This is a genomic window from Paenibacillus sp. FSL R5-0810 (genome assembly GCF_038002285.1).
In the GTDB taxonomy this organism is placed as follows: Bacteria; Bacillota; Bacilli; order Paenibacillales; family Paenibacillaceae; genus Paenibacillus_AQ; species Paenibacillus_AQ lactis.
The window spans coordinates 106,831-128,310 of sequence record NZ_JBBOCF010000001.1; the positions used below are offsets into that span (position 1 = coordinate 106,831).

Below are 21,480 nucleotides of genomic sequence, written 5' to 3' on the forward strand. Positions count from 1 at the left end.
GCATACATCGGTGAAGCAGAAGAGAGGGGATTAACGGATGACAGAACAACGACAGGGCGCTGCCTGCTGGCTCTTGAACGTTCGGCTGGAGACAGGCTATCGATATGAGGGTGATGTGGTGACGGGCACGGAAACCGAGATTTTTCATGTGAAAATAGAGAACGGCGTGTTCGCCGATATCCGCCCGGGGCAGGATCTGCCCGATACGACGCTGCCGGTGCGGGATCTCGGCCAAGGGCTGATGCTTCCGGCCTTTCGGGACATGCATATCCATCTGGACAAAACGTATTACGGAGGCCCTTGGAAGGCGCCGTCCATCCCGACGAAAGGCATTGTCAGCCGGCTGGAGGAAGAGGAACGTCTTCTTCCCGAGCTGCTTCCTGTGGCCAGAGAAAGAGCTGAGGGACTCTTGGAGCTGTTGATTCGCTTCGGGTCCACACAGATCCGCTCCCACTGCAATGTGGATCCGGTCATCGGCTTACGCAATCTGGAAGCAACGATGCAAGCGGTGGAGCATTACAAGGATAGGGCGTCGGTCGAGATCGTTGCATTTCCGCAGCATGGCTTGCTGCGGAGCCAATCCACGGCCCTTGTAAGGGAAGCACTCCGGAGCGGAGCGTCGATTGTTGGCGGGGTTGATCCTGCGACCTTGGACGAGGATATGGAAAAATCCCTCGACACCGTAATGCAGCTTGCGGTGGAAGCAAATGCCGATATCGACCTGCATCTTCACGAGCCGGGGGATGTCGGGATGAAGACGTTCCGTCATCTGGCCGATCTGACGGAACAGGCCGGCTGGCAGGGAAGGGTGACGCTCAGCCATGCGCTGGCTCTGGCCGATGTCTCGGCTTCGGAGGCAAGCGAGATGGCAGCGCGTCTAGCGGAGCTGGGGATATCCATTGCCTCTTCCGTATCCTTGGGCCGGACGATTCCGATCCCGCTACTTAAACGCCACGGGGTCAGCGTATCGCTGGGCCAGGACAGCATTATGGATCACTGGTCGCCGTTCGGCACAGGCGACAATCTGGCAAAAGCGTGCACGCTGGCCGAACGCTTCGGCCTGAGCGATGAGCGTTCGCTTGGACAGACCCTCGGCTTCATTACCGGAGGAATCACGCCGCTGGACATGAATGGACAATGGGCGTGGCCTAAGGTTGGCGATGCGGCAAATGCCGTCATCGTGGATGCCAGCTGCTCGGCCGAAGCCGTGGCGAGAAGGCCTGAGCGCAAGGCTGTGCTTCATCGGGGCCGGTGGGTCTACGAAGCTTGACGAAACGAATAAGCCGCTTTCATGCCAGGCTAATGAGCCTGGGCATGAAAGCGGCTTATCTGGTTCTGGATGATTCGAAGCAGCATTATGTTTATGAGCTGAAGGACACGCTACTCCCTGAGGTATGCTGCAGAACATTTAAAAGTCTTCATGAGGCTTTAGGCCGAGTCCTCATAAGCTTCCTTCCGTGTTGTCACAGGGAGCGTTATTTTAATCGCTGTACCGTAGCCTTCCTCGCTTTGGATCAGCACCCCATATGGAGGGCCGAACAATAGCTGGATGCGGCCGTGAACGTTGCTGATGCCGATACCGGATAAATGATGACGCCTCTTCTCGTTAACCTGATCCTCCGAATTTTTCATCCCCACGCCATCATCCATAATCTCTATGATCAGATTTTCCTCAAACCGATGAATGAAAATATGAATGTTACCGCTGACATTTCCAGGGTAGGCGTGAAAGAATGCGTTCTCCACAAAGGGCTGAATAATCAGCTTGGGAACAAACAGCGGCATGCAGTCCTCCGCGATTTCATAATGCACGCCGATCTGTTCGCCATATCTGATCCGGTTAATGAACACATAATGCTTCAGGGACTCGATCTCCGTTTCCACAGTTACCATATCTTCCGTCGAGCCCAGCGTGCTCTGGAGCAAGGAGATCAGACTGTCGATCGTTTGGTCCACCTGATCCGTGTGGTGCATTTTCGATAAATACTTGATAGAGCTTAATGTGTTGTAGAGAAAGTGCGGATTGATCTGCATCTGCAAAGCGTTTAAATCCGCTTTTCGGCGCTCCTGTTCCTCATGGACGAGCCTGTCCGTATACTGATCAATTTCTTTAATCAGCCGGTTGTAGGTTTTTGCCAATATATTGGTTTCGTAGCTGCCGTTCTCCTCCAAAGGATGGAATATCAGATTATCCCCCTTCGAGGTTTTCATCGTCTTGACCAGCTTGTTCAACGGATGGGTGATCCGCCGGCTCAGGAAGTAGACAAAAACCAAGCTAACGACCAGCACAACGCTTACCACCTTGAAGATTTCGGCAGACAGGCTGTAAAGAGGGGCAAAAGCAGCTCGTTGGTTGATCTCCTCCAGCAAATAGGCATCGAACTCAGGCAGGTAGTAGGAAATATAGGTCTCCTTGTCCTCAGACTCCGTCCACACGCCGTCCTGCCGGTCCGCTGCATGGGTTGCCAGGGACAGCCGTTCAGTGTCCCGCTTGCTGATCGAATCCTTGTCACTGCTGGACAGGATCGTACCTTCGGATGATATAAGCGAAATATGAATGCCTTTGGCGATATAGGCACTATATTTTTGTTTGATGTTTTGTTCATCCATCACGATGGCCGCATACCCGTACATCCAACCCGTACTGCTGTCCACCAATGGCTTTGTCGCAAAAATATAGTTGTCATAAGGAACGGTTTCCGCAAATAAATCCGGGCTGCTGTGGTAGCTGATCCGATTGGGGATGTTCCCGTCAATGGTCATATACGTAGAGACGATATCCTGCGGAATCTTGTCCCATTTGAGCGCGTTGCTGGAATAATGTCTCCCGCCTTCGCCGGGAAGGCCGGATACAATGATATGCGACTTTTCAGGACTCAAATATTCCTTGTACACATCGATGTACCTGCCCAGGGTGATGGCCAGATTGATTTGCTCCAATGTTGTATTGGCAGGCTTGGTAATATAATCCTTGAACTCGTGGCTGCTGTTGATTTGAAGCATGGCATTAACCACCTGGTCGTTATACCTGAGCAATTCATCCTTGGCGATATTCATGTTGGCCGAAGCGTTCCGGACGACCTGGTTGAGCAGAAGGCGTTCTGCAATATTGGACGACGCGACGATGAGCACAAAGGAAATAATCGTGATCCCCGACAGCATCAGAATGAGCATCTTGATGAAGATGCTGTTTTTTCGAAGCATGGCAAGCACCTGACTTTTTCTTTAATGAGAGATTTGATGGCGGTATTCGACGGGGGTCATTCCCGTCATCTTCTTGAACACTTTCGAAAAATAATTATGATCCGAGAAGCCGGTCAGGCGGCTGATCTCCGACACGGAAAGCGATGGATCCAGCAGCAGTTCCTTGGCCTTATCCGTGCGAACCCGATTAATATAGGACGTAAGGTTCTCTTGGGTGCGCTGTTTAAAATACGACGACAAATAGGTGTAGTTCAAATGCAGCGCGTTTGCCATTTCCGATAATGAAATTTCATTGGCATAATGTTCATTTACGTATTCATAGATCTGGTGCAGTATGATCGATTGCCGATAATCATTGCCTTGAACGACATGTCTAACCTTCTCCAGAAACTGAATAATAATATGCTCCAGCTCCTCGATATCAAAGGCAAGATCAATCATTTTGAAGAGCTTCAGCTTGGAGGAGCCAAGCTCGGCGATCGGCTGTTTGAGCTGCTCCAGTGTAAAAAGGGTAGAGTAAACCAGATTCTGGCATAGCCGCTTCAAGCTGTATTCGTCATACGAGAGATGAGCCTTCGTCTCTGAGAAAAGCGCTCTTATCATCGCGATCGATTCGTCCGTCGAAAACGTGCGCAGCGTGCTGATATATTGCCGTTCATCGAAGCTGGTTTTCTCGCCGCTAATCGTAATCTCGTCTTCAGCCACCATGGCTTGCCCGCTAAAATACAACAGCCTTCCGAGATGTGACGATAATCTTTCGTGCTCCCCTTTAAGGGAGCGAAAATGATCAAACGGGTGCGAGAGGACATAGCATATATATTTCAGCGAATCCTTAATACGCTCCGCGAATCGCCGCAAGGCGGCAATGACTTCTACGGATTGCGAAGAATCATAATTAATGATGAGAAGCGCTTCATTTTTCAGGAACACGCAGCAATGTGCCAGCCCCGCTAACTGCTCTGAGGCCAGGCCAATGATCTGATCCTCGATTTGGCTCTGCGTCCATTTCGTCCGGGATAAGAGCAGGGCAGTGCTTGCTTTGGCTATGATGAAATGCTTACGCTTGAAAATGTGAAGAAGCTCCAGGCTGATATTTTCCCTGAGGTCTTGATCCGTTTCGTGATCCAGCCATCGGCCCAGCATAAGCGCGGGATCTTTTCTCGCCGGCCGGCCGCCAGGGCTGTTCAAATTCATGTTGCTGCATAAGGACTGAATGAGCGAGACGAGTTCGGTTGCCGATACCCTTGGTTTGAGCAAGTAGTCCGTAACCCCGTATTTAAACACTTCGCGCACATAATTGTACTCGCTATAGCTGCTTAGCACGACGATCTTGATGTCGGGATACTGTGCACGCATCGTCTTGGTCAGCTCCACGCCGTCCATCACGGGCATGACAATATCGGTAATTACGACATGGGGGTCGGCCGCTTCGATCAGCTGAAGCGCTTCTTGACCATTCGCAGCTTGGGCGACAATCTCGATTCCATATTCGCTCCAATTACATAGATGTAATATGCCGGTACGTAAAATGGCTTCATCATCCACAATCATGACCCGATAGGTTGCGATAGGGTTATCCATGATTACACCTCGTTGCAATTTCTTATTTCCTCATCATATACCAATGTGAAAGATAAAGGTATTATGGAGCTTTGAATGAATCCAACATGCAATAATTATTTCTACGACCCATAATTTTTACTATAATAAACAGGCGTTTGACAAGAGGACCATAATTAATACGATATTAGCTTGAATATGAGTTATACTTCCCTATTTTGAATGACATAGAATAGAGATCGAATCATGAAGCGCTTACAAAATATATCAACAAAAGGGGTTGTACAGATTGAAAAAATTGCTATCCGTATTGCTGCTCGTCTCCATGACAGCTTCGTTGTTGGCGGCCTGCGGCTCTTCAAAGTCATCGGATTCAGGCCAGTCGGGAACAGGAAGTGAAGGAGGCTCCGCAAGCAAGAAGGTTGTGGCATGGGCATGGGATCCGTCCTTTAACGGAGCTGCCCTGAAAATCGCGGAAGAATTGTACGCCAAAGAAAATCCGGGCTTTGAACTGGAAGTCGTAGATATGGCAAAAACGGATTTGGAGCAAAAACTGAACACCAACCTGGCTTCCGGCGTTAAGGAAGGCCTTCCGGACATCATTCTGGTGAATGATCCGAATATTCAGAAATATGTAACCGCTTATCCAGGCACATTTGCAGACTTTACGGATAAGGTTGATTACTCCCAGTTTTCCCCGTACAAAGTGGATGCGCTTACGATCGACGGAAAAGTATACGGCGTTCCGTTCGATATCGGGGTCACCGGCATGTTCTACCGTTCCGATTATTTGGAGCAAGCCGGATTCAAGGCGGAGGACCTTGAGAACATCACCTGGGATGAATACATTGAAATCGGTAAAGTCGTAAAGGAAAAGACGGGAAAATACATGTCGACGATTAATCCGAACGACGAAGCGCTGACTTCGATCCTGCTTCAATCCGGCGGATCCTGGTACATCACGCCGGATAACAAAGGCAATTTTGTTGACAATCCGGTCATGACGGAGACGCTCCGTGTGTACAAAGCGATTGCCGACTCCGGAATTGCCAAGCCGGTAACGGGCTGGAGCGAGTTTGTAGGCAGCTTCAACGCCGGCGATGTAGCGACGGTCGTATCCGGCGTATGGCAGATTTCCTCGATCATGGACGCCAAGGATCAAAGCGGCAAATGGAGAGTGGCTCCGATTCCGAGATTGAATGTGGAGGGCGCCGTGAACGCTTCGAATGAAGGCGGCTCCAGCTGGTTCGTCCTGGAAGGCTCTGCGAACAAGGATCTGGCGATCGATTTCTTGGCGAAGACGATTGGCGGCAGCAGTGAATTCTACGAGCGCTTCCTGAATGAAAACGGCGGCGTCGGCTCCTACATTCCTTCCTTCTCCAGTGAAGCTTACAGCCAGACACCGGAATTTTTCGGCGGACAAGCCATCTATACCGATTTCACGAAATGGTCTACCGAAGTACCGGGCATTTCTCTGGGCATGTACACGCAAGAAGCAAAAGATGCACTGAAAAATGAACTGCCTAACATTTTGAATGGATCCGACCTGACCCAAAGCTTGGCTAACATTCAGAAATTGTTCGAACAGCAAGTGCAATAATTTTAAAAGTCAGCAGGTGGTAAGAAATGGGCAGTAAATGGAATAAATCGAATCTCATGGGATGGCAGTTCGTGCTGCTGCCTTCGGCGCTCATCTTATTGTTCAGCTTCTATCCCATGATTCAATCCTTGTTGTTATCGTTTCAGTCGGGAAAAGGGAATGTGTACCATTATGTCGGGCTGAGCAATTATGCACGGCTGTTCTCGGATCCGATGTTCAAGCAGGCTGTACTCAATACGTTGCTTTATTTGGTCGTTCAAGTTCCGATCATGCTCATGCTGGGTCTGGTCATTGCATACTTCTTGAATATGCCGGGTCTTAAATTCAAAGGCTTTTACCGTACCGCCATCTTTCTTCCGTGCGTAACCTCTCTCGTTTCGTACGCTGTGCTGTTCAAGAGCATATTTGCAGTGGATGGAATTCTGAACCGGATGCTGATGTCGATTCACATCATCCATGAGCCAATCGCCTGGCTCATGGACCCGGTGTGGGCGAAAGTTGCTATAATTGCAGCGATTACGTGGCGCTGGACCGGCTACAATATGATCTTCTATCTAGCAGCGATGCAAAATATCGACCCAAGCGTCTATGAAGCGGCTTCCATAGACGGAGCCTCCAAAACGCGGCAATTTTTCAGCATTACGGTTCCTATGCTGAAGCCGATCATCTTGTTCACGGCGATCATCTCGACGAACGGTACCTTGCAGTTGTTCGATGAGGTTGTGAACATTACGAACGGCGGACCCGGCAATTCCACGATGACGATTTCCCAGTACATTTATAACTTGTCGTTCATGTATACGCCTAACTTCGGCTATGCGGCAACGGTATCCTATGCCATCGTCATTATGGTGGCCGTGCTGGCCTTTCTCCAGCTGAAGGTCGGAGGTGAGAAGAAATGAGGAAGGTTTCGGCAGCAGCTATCCATCTGTTTCTAATCATTGCGTCGGTGGTTTCTTTGTTTCCTTTTGTCTGGATGCTGATCGGCATGACGAACAGCTCCTCCGACATTGTAAAGGGCAAGTTCAGCTTCGGATCGGAGCTGTCTACCAATATTAATAAGCTTCTCGATATGACGGATCTGGGCGGGGCCTTTTGGAACTCCGCAGTGATTGCGGTGATCGGCACGGTCTGTACCTTGATTCTAAGCTCCATGGCCGGATTCGGATTTGAGATTTACCGGACGAAGGGCAAGGACCGGTTGTTCGGCATCCTGATGCTGTCCATGATGATGCCGTTTGCGGCGGTTATGGTTCCGCTGTTCCGTATGTTCAGCTCGATGGGGATGCTCAATACGCCAACGGCCGTGATTCTGCCAACCATAACGACAGCGTTCATGATTTTCTTCTTTATGCAAAACACAAAATCATTTCCGCGCGAGCTCTTGCAGGCGGGACGGGTAGATGGACTCGGCGAATGGCGGTTGTTTACACATGTCTATATGCCGACGATGAAGCCGACGTATGCGGCAGCCGCGATCATAACCTTCATGAACTACTGGAACAGCTTCCTGTGGCCGCTCATTGCCTTGCAGACGCCGGATAAGAAGACGCTTCCACTTATTGTCTCGTCACTCGCTTCCTCTTATAATCCGGATTACGGGATGATCATGGTTGCCATCGTGATCACGACGCTCCCGACGGTCCTGATCTTCTTCCTGCTGCAAAAGCAGTTCGTGCAAGGGATGCTTGGATCCGTGAAGTAATATAACAACCGGAGGTGATCGACAAACATGCTTACGCAATTCAAAAATGGCTTGCTGCACGGGGCGGACTACAATCCGGAACAATGGCTGCATGATCCGCAGGTGCTGCAATTGGATATTGAATTGATGAAGAAGGCCGGCTGCAATGTCATGTCGGTAGGGATATTCTCATGGGCCGTGCTGGAGCCCGAGGAAGGGAAATATAACTGGGAGTGGCTGGACCGAATCCTGGATTCGCTGCATAAGAACGGAATCTCCGTATTCCTGGCGACGCCTTCTGGAGCCCGTCCCGTATGGATGGCACAGAAATATCCCGAGGTGCTTCGGGTTTCAAGTGATCGGCACCGCAATTTGTACGGGGCACGACATAATCACTGCTATACATCTCCGATCTACCGTGAGAAGATCAAGCAGGTGAATGAAAGACTGGCTTCCCGTTATGCGAGTCATCCAGCCGTGAAGCTCTGGCATATTTCCAACGAGTTCGGCGGAGAATGCCACTGCGATTTGTGCCAGGAAGCGTTCAGAGGTTGGCTCAAGAAGAAATACGGTACGTTAGACAAGCTGAATGCAGAGTGGTGGACCACCTTCTGGAGCCATACGTATAGCGATTGGTCCCAGATTGAATCCCCTGCACCCCACGGGGAGAATGCGACGCACGGGATGAATCTGGACTGGCGAAGATTCGTGTCGGATCAAACACTGGATTTCATGAAGCATGAAATCGCGGTTGTGAAATCCGTGAATCCGGAGCTGCCGGCTACGACCAATTTCATGTATTACTACAATGGCCTGAACTACTTTAAGTTCAAGGATGCGATTGATATCGTATCCTGGGACAACTATCCGACCTGGCACAAGAAGTCCGATTTCGAGATTGCCGTAGACACCGCCATGAATCATGATTTGATGCGATCCATCAAGCGCCAGCCGTTTCTCCTTATGGAAAGCTCGCCGAGCATGACGAATTGGCAGAGCGTCTCGAAGCTGAAGAAGCCGGGGATGCACATCTTGTCTTCCTTGCAGGCCGTCGCTCACGGATCCAATTCTGTGCAGTATTTCCAGTGGCGCAAAAGCCGCGGTTCCAGCGAGAAATTCCATGGAGCTGTCGTCTCCCATGACGGCAGCCCGGATACACGTGTATTTAAAGAGGTCGCCGAGCTCGGAAATATGCTTCAGAAGCTGTCTCCCGTTGCTGCAACCGAAAGCCGCGCAGAAGTAGCCATCGTCTATGATTGGGAAAATAAATGGGCGATTGAAGATTCACAAGGGCCGCGCAACAAAGGGATGGGGTATATCGAAGAAGTTCAGTCCCATTACCGGGCGCTGCTGAAGCAGGGGATTACGGTGGACTTCGTGGATATGGAATGCGATATAGACAGCTACAAAGTGGTTATCGCTCCCATGCTCTATATGCTGCGCTGCGGATTCGAGCGCAAGCTTCGCGCCTTCGTTGAGCAGGGAGGAACCTTGGTGTTGACTTACTGGAGCGGGATCGTGAATGAGAATGATCTGGTGTTCCAAGGGGAAGCGCCCCATCAACTGAGCGATGTAGCGGGTGTCGTCAGCGAGGAGATTGACGGCTTATATGATCATGAACAAAATGCCGGAGAAGTTGTGCAGCATATAGCCGGTCTTGAGCAGACATCGCTTGCAGGCACTTATTCCTGCAGCAAGCTCTGTGACCTGGTTCATCTAAAGGGCGCCGAAGCATTGATGGTGTACCAGGATGATTTCTATGCGGGCCGTCCTGCACTTACCAGACATACATATGGTGAGGGCGTATGCTACTATGTGTCCAGCCATTTTGAGGATGGCTTTTACGATGACTTCTACCGGGATATAGCCGCAGCTGCATCGTTATATAAGCCGGTAACAGCGGTTATGCCTGAAGGCGTATACACAACGGTGCGTTCCAACGAGGAGAAGGAGTATCTGTTCGTTCATAATTTTTCGGGCAAAGAGGTCGTTATGCCGGCGCTGGGTCCAGCGTGGCAGTCGGTTACAAGCGATGATGGATTGAATGCAGCTTGGAACCTGAAGGCATATGGTGTTCTTGTGGCTGAGCGCAGTGTAGGATAGCTGAATTGATTTGTAAATAATATTTTCTCGAAAATATGAAGCCGCGAAACCCTTGATTTTACCAAGGGGTTTCGCGGCTTCCTTTCATGAAACTCGGTTTCTGCCAGTATTCGCGCAGCGATTTGCGACTCATGGCCGAACCTATAGCTTTCGAACTGTCATTACCGAAGGGTGCTCTTCACGACGAAAGCGTCTCCGCAAGGAGAAGGGTCCGATGGAATTGCAGTAATCGTCAAATTTTGAAGCATAAGCCCTCCGTGGCGTGCTTTCAGCTTAGGATTGCTGCCATTTACGCGGCACCGGGAGAAAGCGACGTCGGATAGACGAGCCATTCTGGAGAGTATGCCACCTACCAGCGGCGCCTCCACGATCCATTCCGCAGAGGTTTGCGGACCGCGGTATCGGCGGCTTATACGGAACGTCCAGCCTTTTGTCACATTCCGGAGGCAGATAATCCAGGTGCTCCCGCGCTTTTTGGCAATGACGGCCGACATGCGGTCCCCCGGACGGACAGGCAGCGGAATTAAGGTTGCTGCGGCGGGAAGGATCTCCCACCACGCATAATAATAAGGCTTGCCGTTTATCAGATCATGGCCAGTGCCCGTCTGAATCAAGCTTTGGTTGCCGAAGCCATCGATCCCGATCCAAGCGGATGAATAGGAAGAGCCTCCACTTGGGCGAAGAAATGGAACATTCCACTCCCCGGATATTCGCCTAAACGCACCTTTTGCCCCCTTGATGCTGTAGCCGGACCAATTATTCGAAATCCACCCGATGTTTCGCTGCGGCTTGGCCGCGGATTCAAAGCGGCAGATGTGATGTGTGCTCATTCTAGCAACGGTTCCCATAGATCCACCGCCTTTAATAGATTGATAATATATCTAATGATGCTGAGGCCGCGGTGGTATGGGTTTTCTGCTAGAAAGGTTTAGAGCAGGCGGGCTTACGGAATGGATTTTTCGGATCAAAAAGGGGCTGACCCATAAGTCATCGAATCATGATGGCTTTGGGGCTGCCCCTGTATTAATTTTGTCGCTCACCGAGAAAGAGACAGGAAGGACGAAAGGTTGCCGACTCTTTCTAAACGGATGCTGCTCTCCACTTCATCGACACCGGGTAGTGGTCGGACGGATAGGCCCCGTCGTAAGTATCCCGGTAAATGATCGTCTCCACCATCTCGACATCATGTGTCGTAAAAATATAGTCGATCGGCTCGCCTTCGAGTCCACCCTTGAAATCATGGAATGTGCGGCCTGCCGGTTCGTCCAGAAGCTCGTAGGCGTCTTGAAGCGCGTCCCGCAGTATCGCGATTTCCGCTTCACCGGGACCTGCATTCAGATCGCCCATAAGAATAACCGGAAGCGCTTCTTCCTTTCTAAGACGCTGAATATGATCGAGAATGAGCTTGGCGCTTTCCTGCCGCGCAACTGCGCCCATATGGTCAAAATGCGTGTTCACGACGTAAAAACGTACGCCAGTGTCCTTCGTGCTTTGGAACAGCCCCCATGTGCAAATTCGGGGATAGCTGCCGTCCCAGCCGAGGCTTCCCGGCTTCTTCGGCGTTTCGGACAGCCAGAACTGCCCTTCCTGCAGGATAGAGAAATCGGCTTGCTTGTAATAGATCGCGCAGTGTTCTCCGTCGCGGTCGCCTTGTCCCATCCGTCCCGTTCCGATTCTGCCGTACTCGGGCAGAGCTTCGTCCAGATCCCGCAGCATCGCCCCGGAGCCCTCCTGAGTTCCGAACAGATCGGGGGATGCGTCTGTAATGACGGCTGCAGCTCGATGCTTCCGGTGAGGCCAAGCGTTGCTGCCGTCGCTGTCCACATTCACACGTAAATTGAAGGTCATTGTTATCACATTCATGTCATGTCATTCCCATCTACTATGATCTAGCCAACAAGAGGCCGGAATAATACTACTATATCCGCTTTGATGGTCTTCATCAATGACATGCGGACCATGCGCAGCCATCCGCTCATCTTTATTTGATGGAGCCTTCCGTCAAGCCGCCGATAATATACTTCTGCGTAAAAACGTACAGAATTGCAATCGGGGCCATAGACAGCGAGAAGGCTGCAAAAGCCAGATTATAATCAAAGCTGGTCTCCGTCTTAAAATTGTAAATAAACAGCGGCAGTGTCCAAAAATCCGGATGTCGGTTCAGCATGATCAGCGGGAGTTGGAAATCATTCCAAATCCAAAGACTGTTCAATATGAGGATCGTAGCGATGATGGGAAGCATCAATGGATATATAATCCGGCTGAAGGTGTACCAGACGCCGCAGCCGTCAATTTTTGAGGCCTGATCGAGCTCAAGCGGAATATTTTTAAGAAAGCCGACTCCTAGAAACAAGCCTTGTGAAAAGGACAGGGTAACGTACATCATAATCAATCCGGTCTGATTCAGAAGCTCCAAATTGCCCATATGCCTGTAAATCGGCAGCATGATCGCCTGGAAGGGGACGAAAATCCCCATCAGGATGATCGTATATACCCACTTGAAATACAGCTTGTTCATGTTTCGCGAGATGGCATAAGAGACCATCGGAATGGCAATTAGCATGAACAGAAGAGATATGATGGTTATAAATGCGGAGTTCTGAAGCATTCCCCAGAAGTTGGCCTTGTTGATGACGGTCGAAAAATTATCCAGGTACAGGCGGGTCGGCGGAGCGAAAAAATTCGATGTTGTCTCGTCCCGGGTCCTTAAGGAAATGGAAAGCGCCAGATAGAGCGGACCCAGTATGAACAATGCACCGATCGCAAGCGCAGCATAACTGATGATTCTAAACGGCAATCGTGTCTTCATTGCTGTCCGACCTCCTTCCGGGCCAAAAGCTTAATCTGTATGAACGAGAGGACGCCAATCAGGATAAATACATAGATGGCTTCTGCCGTTCCGTACCCGAATTTCATCTCGCTCATGCCATGCTGGTAAATAAGGAAGCCCATCGATTCTGTCGACTTGGAAGGTCCGCCATTTGTCATGGCTACGATGTAATCAAACACGGTGAGGCCGCCTTTAACGGCAAGCACTACATTGACGGTCAGCATCGGAATCAGGTATGGAATCGTGATCGAGAAAAAACGTTGTACAGGCGATGCGCCGTCTATAACAGCTGCTTCGATAATATCCTTCGGCACGTTGGACAAGCCGGCGATAAAGATTACCATCGGGATCGCAAAGCCCTGCCAGATGTTTGTTAACGCAATTCCCAGGATGGCTGTGTCGGGATTGCCAAGCAAATTAAGCGACAGCCACTCGATCCCAAGCTTTTCTCCTATAGGCGGAAACAAGGAGTAGAAGAACTGGTTAAACATCAGGCCGACGGTAATCATGCTCAGCACGGCCGGGAAGAAGTAGATGGACCGGAACAGGCCGCGAAGCTTCAAGGGACGGCTCAGCAGGAGAGCGAGTACAAGTGCAACGCTGAGCTTTCCAAAAACGACAATAACGGTATACAGCAAGGTGAAGCTTAGGCCGTTCAAGAAACGTTTATCTTGTAATATATCAATGTAATTTTGAAAGCCGACCATGTCATACGATAGGGAGAACCCGTCCCAGTTCGTCAGACTGTAATAGAATCCGATAAAGACCGGGGCCAGGAAGAATAAGCAATACAGCAGTACCGCAGGCAAGGTCATCATGAAAAAGACGGTACCCGGCTTTAACCTGCGAATGTTCATACGTTAGCCCTCCCATCAGGCAGAGAGGCGAAGAATCCTGGAGTGGTGCCTCATAACCAAGGTTTTTCGCCTCATTGGCATGTTTTATTGATTAAACTTGTTGTAGAATATCGTATCGAGGGTTTTCAGGTATTGGTCAACATCTTTATTAAGGAACATTTCCTGTGTTGCTTTGCCTACATCGGCATTGATCCCTGGAGGCCACAGCCGTTCGATTGTAGGATATACCTTGCCGTCCGATATCAGCTGTGTCAGTGAGCTGATCTCAGGAAGCCCTGATTCCACATCCTTGATACCGGAAGGATAGCCGGCGGTACCTAAATAGGTTTCTACGTTTTCCTTCGTGGACATAAATTCAATGAACTTTCGGGCTTCTTCTTGATTTTTACCTTCAGCTGGAATACCAATGGCCGTATCAACGGATACCTGTGTCTTTAAATCTGCAGGGTTTTCGGTCGGGAGCGGAAACATGGCGAAATTCAGATCGGGATTGGACTCTTTAATTTCTTTGATTGCCCAAATGCCTGTGAACCACATCGCAGTTTTACCGTTGGCGAAATCACGAAGCGCGTCATCATAGCCGGTTCCCATATTGTCTTTTTGTCCGTATTGACGAAGCGTTAGCAGATTTTCTGCAAAAGGCTTGAATGCCGGATTATCCGTGATGTGTGCCTTGCCGTTCATGACATCATCAAGGAATGACTCGACGTTTGGAATCGTTTGTCCCATTTTGTAGACGACCTCCTGACGGATGCCGTTAAAATCCTTATCGTGGAAGTAAAACGGTGTGATGCCTGCCGCCTGAAGCTTCTCGGCCGTCTCGATCAGTTCGGCGTAAGTTGTTGGAATCTGAAGATTCTGGCTTTCAAAAATATCTTTGTTATAATACATCCCCAGTGTAGCCAACCCGATCGGGACCATATAATTTTTGCCGTCGATTTTACTCAAGTCAGCAATGGCAGGCTGGACGTTATTCATGAGCGGATCATTGGTCAGGTCAACGACGCGGCCCTCCTTGGCCATTTTTTGGAAAATGGGATTGTGAGGATAGTGGGTGAAAACCGCAGGGGCGTCATTGGTCGAAACCCTCATCGTCCATACATTTTCAGGATTCGGCACATTGTTCTGTTCCACCTTTATGCCCGGGTTAGCCTGTTCAAATTTTGTGATTAGCTCGTTGACAACATTGACGGCCTCTGATTTCATTTGAAAGTATTCAATTTTGACGGGTGCACCATCGGAGTTCGCGTTGTTGCTGCCTGCTTCGTTCTCCGCATTTTTTGAGCCTCCGCCAGCACAGCCGGCCGCTGTCATCATGGCTAGCGAGATCAGTGCTGCCAATCCGCTTTTCATAAACCCCTTTTTCATCATTTCAGCTCCTTTTGAGTGATGTCTGTATCGAGAACGCTTTCATTGTAGCAAGGAGTCGCATGCTGAAAATAGGAATAAACTGACTGTCTGAATAGGATAAATCTGTAGTTTTGCATCACATTCCAGCCTATGTTTTTTTATTGCTTCGGTCTTTTCCCGGCGTAGCACCGTAAACCTTTCTATACATCTGGATGAAATAAGAATAGTCATTAAAGCCGACCTCGCTGGCAATCGTTGCAATCGGCAGTTGATAGGTTTCGCTTTCCAGCAGCTTTTTGGCCTTTTCCATTCGTACAGACAACAGATACTGGGCGAATCCCACTCCGCATTTTCGTTTGAATAACCGGCTGAGGTAGCTGGGATCGACAAAATACCGCTGCTTCGCAAGATCATCCAGGACGATTTTGTTCTTGTAATTCATTTCGACAAATTCTTTAATGTCCTGAACGATATCCCGATTTGGTTCGTTTTGGCTCAATTGCTCAACAACCGCACGCAGCTTCGCAATCAGCTCATCACAGGCTTCATGGATCGATGCGAATTCGAAGAGACTCCGTTGTTCCAGGTAGGAGCAAGCTTCGCTGCAGGAACGTCCAATAATGGTATTGATTATATTGACAGTCGCAGCAAGCCAGTCTTGCACCATATGTACGGAGAACTGCTTCTTGATGCAATCGGCAAGCCAGGAATGGATCATATTCTCCATTTTGGCCATTTGATAGCTTCCTGCCTGCTGGCTGAATATGCTCGTCCATTCCTGAATGTACGCCGCATCATAATGATAAATCTGGCCAATATGCTCGATCCGTACAGGTTGACCGATGCCGTTCACGAAGCTTTGCAATGCCGCAAGCTTGGCTTCCCTTAAGGATGTGTCCAGCTGGCGCAGATCGCTTAGCGCAGAGCTGATTCCAATGCCAGTGCAGGTCAATCCCGTCCGTTCGCTCAGCGTACGGGCGATTCTGTCGCACAGGAAGTGGAGGCTGACCTGTCCTTCTTGATTGGCTGCGGACTGTGGTTGGATCCATGCGATCAGAAGCTGAGGCTGAAATTGATCCGTGATCAGTATGGAACGAAGGTGGTGACTCCCGAACACCTCTTTGGAAATTTCCCTTAGTTCCCTGCTCTGGGAAGGGGGATGCACAAACACGATCGTATGAAATGCAGAGCTGCTGTTGAGCTCGAAGGCAGACTCAAGAGTCAGCAAGCTTCGATGATCGGACGTTTCATAGAAGCAGGAGAGCATTGCCTGCTCAATATGGATTTCGCGGCGCTCGGCATGATGCATCTTCAACTTATTCAGCAACGAGTTTAGCTCCTGCCGATCTACGGGCTTGAGCAAATAGTTCTCCACCTTATATTGAATCGCTTCGCGTGCGTAAGTAAAATCTTCGTATCCGCTAATAATCGTGACAGGCATGGAAGGGTGATTCTTTCGGATATAGGCTGCCAGCTGAATGCCATCCATCCCCGGCATGCGAATGTCTGTGATCACAAGGTCAGGCAACGCTTCATCGATCACATTCTGAGCAGCAGTGCCATCCTCAGCTTCGATTACTCGCACACTTCCGTCCCAATCATGTATCATCTGTAGAATCGCTTTCCTGGCGAAGAACTCATCATCTGCCACTAATATTCTCATCGGTGTCCATCTCCCTGTTGTACGGAATATGTATCATAATGGTGGTCCCGGCTTTCTCTTCGCTCTTGATATTCATCCAGGAGCTTTCACCGTAAAAATGCTTAATCCGGGCATAAACGTTTCTCATGCCGAAGTTCTGGTCAAGGTTCTCCACCATCTCCTGCGGGTCTTGCATCAGCATCATTTTCAGCTCACTCAGCTTCTCCTTCGAGATGCCGACACCATCATCATAAACGCAAATATATAGAAACCGGTGGCGTTTCCGGATTGTTAATCGAAGCTTACCTGTACCGCCTTTTGGCTCCAAACCATGGTAGAAGGAGTTTTCGATAATCGGCTGGATTAAAAACTTTAGTATTTTGCAAGAAATAACATCTTGATCGATCTCGTACTCAACCTGGAACTTGTTGAAGAATCGGATCTGCTGAATTTGAATGTAGTGCTCGATGTTCTCAAGCTCTTTTCCGATCGTTACGACATCTCCATATTTGACGTTATAGCGGTAAATGCTGGACAAGCTTTTGGTCATAGAGGAGATATGCTCCATTCGGTGGAGCTCGGCAATGGAATGAATGGCATTTAAGGTGTTGTACAAAAAGTGCGGATTGATCTGCGACTGAAGCATTTTAATCTCCGCTTTTTTCTGCAGGCTGCTTGCCGTAATTTCGGAATCTCGGCTTGTTCTAATCCGCTCGATCATAGCATTGTAGCTGTTGATCAGCCTTCCGATCTCATCCTCCCGATGGCTGTGAATAACGGTGGGGGTCAGATGCTCTGAATCCACGATTTTCATCGTGCCGCTAAGCTTTAAGATCGGATGGATAAAATAGCGGTGAAAAAAGAACGCCAGCCCCAAAGCGGCGATAAGTGCCAAAATACTTATGAGCACATAGTTCAATGTATTGCTTATAAATGTATCGGTAATTTGTGCGACAGGGATATAGTGGATGACTGTCCAACCGGTTACCGGATTGACCGTGCTGCTGATCAGATAGGGCTTGTTGTTCCAATTGATGCGCAAAGTCGGGTTGTCTCCTGGTGCAGGACTGGAGATGAGGGATGTAAAAGACTGGACTTGCTCCGCATCTAGCTCATTAAGCGATCCGTTTGAGGAATACACAACCGTTTCGCCGGACAGAATCATCGTTCCAAGCTTTAGTCCATCATTGGAAATGCCACCGAGCATATTCTCAATGGCTTTATCGTAAATATCGACTTTTGCATAGCCTTCTTGACCGCTGTGTATGTTGAGGTCGGATAAATAACGCACGATGGATATTCGATGACTGGTGCTTTTCGTATTGGCTTCCTTCGAAATATGGACAACATAATCATTGTTTTTAAGACGGCTTTCTCCGATTTCTTTCAATGTGTTTCTGATTTTTCCCGCCTTTTCCGGCTGGCTGCCATAAATGCTTCCATTCGGGGCAAGCACCGATATCATGGCGATGCTTCCGTTAATCAGCACAAGCTGTTGCATGGAGGTATACATGTAGTTGGCATCCGCAAAATATTCTTTGTCTGAAGAACGCTTGGACTTTTCCAGAATAGAGCTCAGCTTAAAATTCGTTAAATAAAAAAAGGAATAGCGGGCATGATTCGCAAAAAAATCGTTGATGCTTACATGGGTCCGGCTATCCAGCTGCTGCAGGATTTCCTCGTAATCGGAATTTGTCTGCTTGTACAGCTGTATACCCGACAGGAACATGGCCGTTATGACCGGGATCACGATAATGAGCACGTAAGTTAAGACAAGCTTGCTGCGAAAACTCGATCTGTGGAATTTTCGAAGCAAGTACGGCTGCAATTTCGGCATGGGATCACCTTTCTTAGATATGGAGTTTGATTGGCCGTATATGTGCGGTAATCAGCTTCATTATTTGTCATCAAGGACGTCTTTTCAATCCATTTTGAATAAAAACCTGATTTCAGGCACTTGGGACGGGTCAAATGTTAATTGCGGCAAGCCATATTCATTAACACTCCAAAAAAATGGAGGTTATTTGGCATGCAGCTTGGTGCATATTAGCAACCCGCACTAGATCTATTCAATAGATAATTAACTAGAATTATTTGGTTGTTCGCCCCGAAAAAAAGTTCAGAATATCCGGGCTGTCATGTAAATAGAGATGAATATACGCTCTCGTAAGCGTATACAAAATCTGGATATTTACTAGATGCTGGGGCAGCCAAAGGGAGGGAGAACAATTGAAATCATTCAAGAGAGGACTGGGGTTCGTAACTACGACCTTGCTGAGCGTTTCCATGCTGTTCGGTTGCGCGGGGGGCAAGGATACGCCCGATGATGCGGGAAGCGGGGGGACCGACAGCGGAGGAAAGACCGTCATTAACGTTACGTTCCGGGATGACGGGATCGGCGAGAACGGTTCGTTTTATAAATGGCTTAAGGAAATGTCCGCAGCCTTTCCGGACAAAAGCGTCGAGATCCGGCCGGCACCGATCCAGGCCTCCGAAGGCGACTATTTCGCCAAGGTTGCGCTGGCGCTGAAATCCAAGGATACCGCGCCGGATATCGTCACGGAGGATACCTTTATTTTGAACTCCGATGCCAGCGCCGGCTACCTGGAGCCGCTTGACGAACGATTGGCGCAGTGGGAGGACTGGGGCAACGGCTCGTTCATCGAGGCGATGAAGAAGGGCGTGACCGCCAGCGACGGCAAGGTGTACGGCGTTCCATACAATACGGATTCGCGGGGATTGTGGTATAACAAGGACATTTTCAAGCAGGTCGGGCTTCCGGAGGAATGGCAGCCGAAAACTTGGGAGGATGTACTGAATGCCGCCCGTACGATTAAGGAGAAGGCGCCGGATATCGTGCCGATCTGGATGAACATGGGCAAGGCGACCGGCGAAGCGACTTCCATGCAGACCTATGAGATGCTGCTCTACGGAACGGGCGAGCGGTTATACGATGATACAAGCGGCAAATGGATCATCAAAAGCCAGGGTATCCTGGATGCCCTGACATTTGTAGAGACGGTCAACAAGGAAAAGCTCGGGCCGCCGCTGTCGAAGGTATTGAACGGTCAGGCCGGGAATACCGCATCCCGGGAGTATTTGCCGCAAGGCAAGCTGGCGATATCGCTTGACGGCTCCTGGATTACGGGCAACTATCTCGAAACCGGGGCCGCGCCTTGGCCGGAGTATAAGGATGTGCTGGGGTTCGCGCCGATGCCGACCAGCCAAGGCCAGGCTCCGGGCTCGATCACATTGGCCGGCGGGTGGGCGCTGTCGATCCCAAGCAACTCCAAGAACAAGGAGAAGGCTTGGGAATTCATCAAGTTTGCCTTGAACAAAGAAAATACGCAGAAGCTGGTCATGTCCTCGGGCAACATTACGGTCCGCGCCGACGTGGCGAAGGATCCGGAGTATACGAAGATGCCGTTTAACGAAATCGCGACGGAATATTTGCAGAATGCGGAATTCCGTCCGGCACAGGAGAAGTATCCGGAGGTGTCGACGCAGATCCAAACGATGGTTGAATCGGTCGCCACGGGCACCTCGCCGGCCGATGCGATGAATAAATACGCTCAGGACGTTACCCGGATCGTCGGCGCGGAGAAGGTTGTAGAGAAATAACCAGGCCCATCCACAATCGTTTAAATGGATGCCAACGCTTGCTCAAGGTCCCGATCGTTAAGGGAGGCCTTGGGCAGGCGGCTTTTCACGATCATCAGGAGAAAAGGGGAGAGCTCACGCATGAGCAGTCTAACGGCGAACGACGCTTTGAATAAGCGCAAACCATCGTACCCTTGGCTCTTTTATCTGCTTCCCTCGATTGCGATCATGCTTGTGTTTTTTATTTATCCGATTCTGCTGACCTTCTATTATTCGTTCACGAACCTGGCGTTAACGGGCGAAGCCGCGAGAGAGCTGAAATTCATCGGATTTGAGAACTATGCAAGAATGTTTCAAGACCCTACCGTTCGCATCAGCATATGGAATACGCTCGTATTCCTGATCGGCTCGGCCGTCATTGGACAGCAGGTGCTCGGCTTCCTGATCGCGCTGCTGATGAAGCAGCGAAACCGAACATTTCGGCGGGTCATCGGCACGATTGTCCTCGCCGGATGGGTGACCCCGGAAATCGTATGCGCCCTGTGCCTGTACAGCTTCTTCGGCGATGAGGGCACTTTGAACGCCATCATTGGCTTCTTCGGGTTCTCCGAAGTGACGTGGCTGTTCACGGTTCCGATGCTGACGATCATTTTGGCGAATATCTGGCACGGCACCGCCTTTTCCATGCTGGTGTTCCAAGCCGCGCTCGACGACGTCCCGAATGAGATCGAAGAAGCGGCAGTCGTCGACGGGGCGTCCAAATGGAAAATCTTCACGAGCATTATCATTCCGTATATTAAAGGGACGATCACGACAAATATGATGCTCGTCACGCTGCAGACGCTCGGCGTGTTCGGGCTGATCTATGCCATGACCGGCGGAGGGCCTGGCAATTCGACGACCACGCTGCCGATCTTCATGTACAACCAGGCTTTTGTCAATTACCAGCTGGGCTATGGAACCGCGATCTCGCTGCTGCTGCTTCTGATCGGCATCGTGCTCAGCCTTCTGTATATTCGATCGATGAAAGAGTAAAGCGGGGGTGAAACG

General features: G+C 49.8%; 16 protein-coding genes. 7 read left to right on the forward strand and 9 right to left on the reverse strand.

What is annotated here, in order from left to right; genetic code table 11:
* Nucleotides 1-37: 37 nt before the first annotated feature.
* Nucleotides 38-1,270 (forward strand): amidohydrolase, encoded by a 1,233-nt coding sequence (locus MKX76_RS00400; protein ID WP_251537800.1) that lies wholly within the window; start codon nt 38-40, stop codon nt 1,268-1,270.
* Nucleotides 1,271-1,428: 158 nt separating this feature from the next.
* On the opposite strand, the gene MKX76_RS00405 is transcribed toward MKX76_RS00400, so the two are convergent.
* Nucleotides 1,429-3,204, reverse strand: coding sequence for a sensor histidine kinase (locus MKX76_RS00405; RefSeq protein WP_341032666.1), 1,776 nt, complete (start codon nt 3,202-3,204; stop codon nt 1,429-1,431).
* Between the two features lie 21 nt (nt 3,205-3,225).
* Nucleotides 3,226-4,785, reverse strand: coding sequence for a response regulator transcription factor (locus tag MKX76_RS00410; protein ID WP_341032667.1), 1,560 nt, complete (start codon nt 4,783-4,785; stop codon nt 3,226-3,228).
* A gap of 268 nt (nt 4,786-5,053) precedes the next feature.
* On the opposite strand from MKX76_RS00410, the gene MKX76_RS00415 reads away from it, so the two are divergent.
* From MKX76_RS00415 to MKX76_RS00430, 4 genes are read left to right on the forward strand one after another with little or no spacing between them, the layout of a single operon-like run.
* Nucleotides 5,054-6,364, forward strand: coding sequence for an ABC transporter substrate-binding protein (locus MKX76_RS00415; RefSeq protein ID WP_341032668.1), 1,311 nt, complete (start codon nt 5,054-5,056; stop codon nt 6,362-6,364).
* A 26-nt stretch (nt 6,365-6,390) separates the two neighbouring features.
* Nucleotides 6,391-7,266 carry a carbohydrate ABC transporter permease gene (locus MKX76_RS00420; RefSeq protein ID WP_007127562.1) on the forward strand — a complete coding sequence of 292 codons (876 nt, stop codon included), beginning with the start codon at nt 6,391-6,393 and terminating at the stop codon, nt 7,264-7,266.
* Complete coding sequence (locus MKX76_RS00425; RefSeq protein ID WP_341032669.1) at nt 7,263-8,069, forward strand: carbohydrate ABC transporter permease; 807 nt, start codon at nt 7,263-7,265, stop codon at nt 8,067-8,069. Before MKX76_RS00420 ends, MKX76_RS00425 begins: the two co-directional genes overlap by 4 nt.
* Nucleotides 8,070-8,096: 27 nt before the next feature.
* Nucleotides 8,097-10,151 (forward strand): beta-galactosidase, encoded by a 2,055-nt coding sequence (locus tag MKX76_RS00430; RefSeq protein ID WP_341032670.1) that lies wholly within the window; start codon nt 8,097-8,099, stop codon nt 10,149-10,151.
* Between the two features lie 161 nt (nt 10,152-10,312).
* On the opposite strand, the gene MKX76_RS00435 is transcribed toward MKX76_RS00430, so the two are convergent.
* The 7 genes from MKX76_RS00435 to MKX76_RS00465 form a co-directional block, all read right to left on the reverse strand.
* Nucleotides 10,313-10,999 (reverse strand): G1 family glutamic endopeptidase, encoded by a 687-nt coding sequence (locus tag MKX76_RS00435; protein WP_007127565.1) that lies wholly within the window; start codon nt 10,997-10,999, stop codon nt 10,313-10,315.
* 232 nt (nt 11,000-11,231) lie between these two features.
* Complete coding sequence (locus MKX76_RS00440; protein ID WP_341032672.1) at nt 11,232-12,014, reverse strand: endonuclease/exonuclease/phosphatase family protein; 783 nt, start codon at nt 12,012-12,014, stop codon at nt 11,232-11,234.
* A 118-nt stretch (nt 12,015-12,132) separates the two neighbouring features.
* On the reverse strand, nt 12,133-12,960 hold the full coding sequence (locus tag MKX76_RS00445) for a carbohydrate ABC transporter permease (protein WP_213613504.1): 828 nt from the start codon (nt 12,958-12,960) through the stop codon (nt 12,133-12,135).
* Nucleotides 12,957-13,838: a carbohydrate ABC transporter permease gene (locus tag MKX76_RS00450; RefSeq protein WP_341032673.1), complete on the reverse strand. Its 882-nt coding sequence runs from the start codon at nt 13,836-13,838 to the stop codon at nt 12,957-12,959. The genes MKX76_RS00445 and MKX76_RS00450 overlap by 4 nt, the downstream gene beginning before the upstream one ends.
* A gap of 84 nt (nt 13,839-13,922) precedes the next feature.
* Nucleotides 13,923-15,209, reverse strand: coding sequence for an ABC transporter substrate-binding protein (locus MKX76_RS00455; RefSeq protein ID WP_210095021.1), 1,287 nt, complete (start codon nt 15,207-15,209; stop codon nt 13,923-13,925).
* A gap of 127 nt (nt 15,210-15,336) precedes the next feature.
* Entirely contained in the window at nt 15,337-16,851 is a 1,515-nt protein-coding gene (locus MKX76_RS00460; protein ID WP_210095022.1) for a response regulator, read from the reverse strand.
* Nucleotides 16,829-18,667 (reverse strand): sensor histidine kinase, encoded by a 1,839-nt coding sequence (locus MKX76_RS00465; protein ID WP_210095023.1) that lies wholly within the window; start codon nt 18,665-18,667, stop codon nt 16,829-16,831. The genes MKX76_RS00460 and MKX76_RS00465 overlap by 23 nt, the downstream gene beginning before the upstream one ends.
* A gap of 392 nt (nt 18,668-19,059) precedes the next feature.
* On the opposite strand from MKX76_RS00465, the gene MKX76_RS00470 reads away from it, so the two are divergent.
* Together MKX76_RS00470 and MKX76_RS00475 are read left to right on the forward strand one after the other, a co-directional pair.
* Nucleotides 19,060-20,451: an ABC transporter substrate-binding protein gene (locus MKX76_RS00470; RefSeq protein WP_341032674.1), complete on the forward strand. Its 1,392-nt coding sequence runs from the start codon at nt 19,060-19,062 to the stop codon at nt 20,449-20,451.
* Nucleotides 20,452-20,571: 120 nt separating this feature from the next.
* Nucleotides 20,572-21,465, forward strand: coding sequence for a carbohydrate ABC transporter permease (locus tag MKX76_RS00475; RefSeq protein WP_007127573.1), 894 nt, complete (start codon nt 20,572-20,574; stop codon nt 21,463-21,465).
* Nucleotides 21,466-21,480 lie beyond the last annotated feature (15 nt).

What these genes read in the sequence shown, in the direction of transcription:
- MKX76_RS00425 (WP_341032669.1), top strand. Translation starts at nt 7,263, where the DNA reads ATGAGGAAGGTTTCGGCAGCAGCTATCCATCTGTTTCTAATCATTGCG.
- MKX76_RS00435 (WP_007127565.1), bottom strand. Translation starts at nt 10,999, where the DNA reads ATGGGAACCGTTGCTAGAATGAGCACACATCACATCTGCCGCTTTGAA.
- MKX76_RS00445 (WP_213613504.1), bottom strand. Translation starts at nt 12,960, where the DNA reads ATGAAGACACGATTGCCGTTTAGAATCATCAGTTATGCTGCGCTTGCG.
- MKX76_RS00465 (WP_210095023.1), bottom strand. Translation starts at nt 18,667, where the DNA reads ATGCCGAAATTGCAGCCGTACTTGCTTCGAAAATTCCACAGATCGAGT.
- MKX76_RS00475 (WP_007127573.1), top strand. Translation starts at nt 20,572, where the DNA reads ATGAGCAGTCTAACGGCGAACGACGCTTTGAATAAGCGCAAACCATCG.
- MKX76_RS00405 (WP_341032666.1), bottom strand. Translation starts at nt 3,204, where the DNA reads ATGCTTCGAAAAAACAGCATCTTCATCAAGATGCTCATTCTGATGCTG.
- MKX76_RS00430 (WP_341032670.1), top strand. Translation starts at nt 8,097, where the DNA reads ATGCTTACGCAATTCAAAAATGGCTTGCTGCACGGGGCGGACTACAAT.
- MKX76_RS00455 (WP_210095021.1), bottom strand. Translation starts at nt 15,209, where the DNA reads ATGATGAAAAAGGGGTTTATGAAAAGCGGATTGGCAGCACTGATCTCG.
- MKX76_RS00450 (WP_341032673.1), bottom strand. Translation starts at nt 13,838, where the DNA reads ATGAACATTCGCAGGTTAAAGCCGGGTACCGTCTTTTTCATGATGACC.
- MKX76_RS00400 (WP_251537800.1), top strand. Translation starts at nt 38, where the DNA reads ATGACAGAACAACGACAGGGCGCTGCCTGCTGGCTCTTGAACGTTCGG.
- MKX76_RS00420 (WP_007127562.1), top strand. Translation starts at nt 6,391, where the DNA reads ATGGGCAGTAAATGGAATAAATCGAATCTCATGGGATGGCAGTTCGTG.
- MKX76_RS00410 (WP_341032667.1), bottom strand. Translation starts at nt 4,785, where the DNA reads ATGGATAACCCTATCGCAACCTATCGGGTCATGATTGTGGATGATGAA.
- MKX76_RS00440 (WP_341032672.1), bottom strand. Translation starts at nt 12,014, where the DNA reads ATGAATGTGATAACAATGACCTTCAATTTACGTGTGAATGTGGACAGC.
- MKX76_RS00460 (WP_210095022.1), bottom strand. Translation starts at nt 16,851, where the DNA reads ATGAGAATATTAGTGGCAGATGATGAGTTCTTCGCCAGGAAAGCGATT.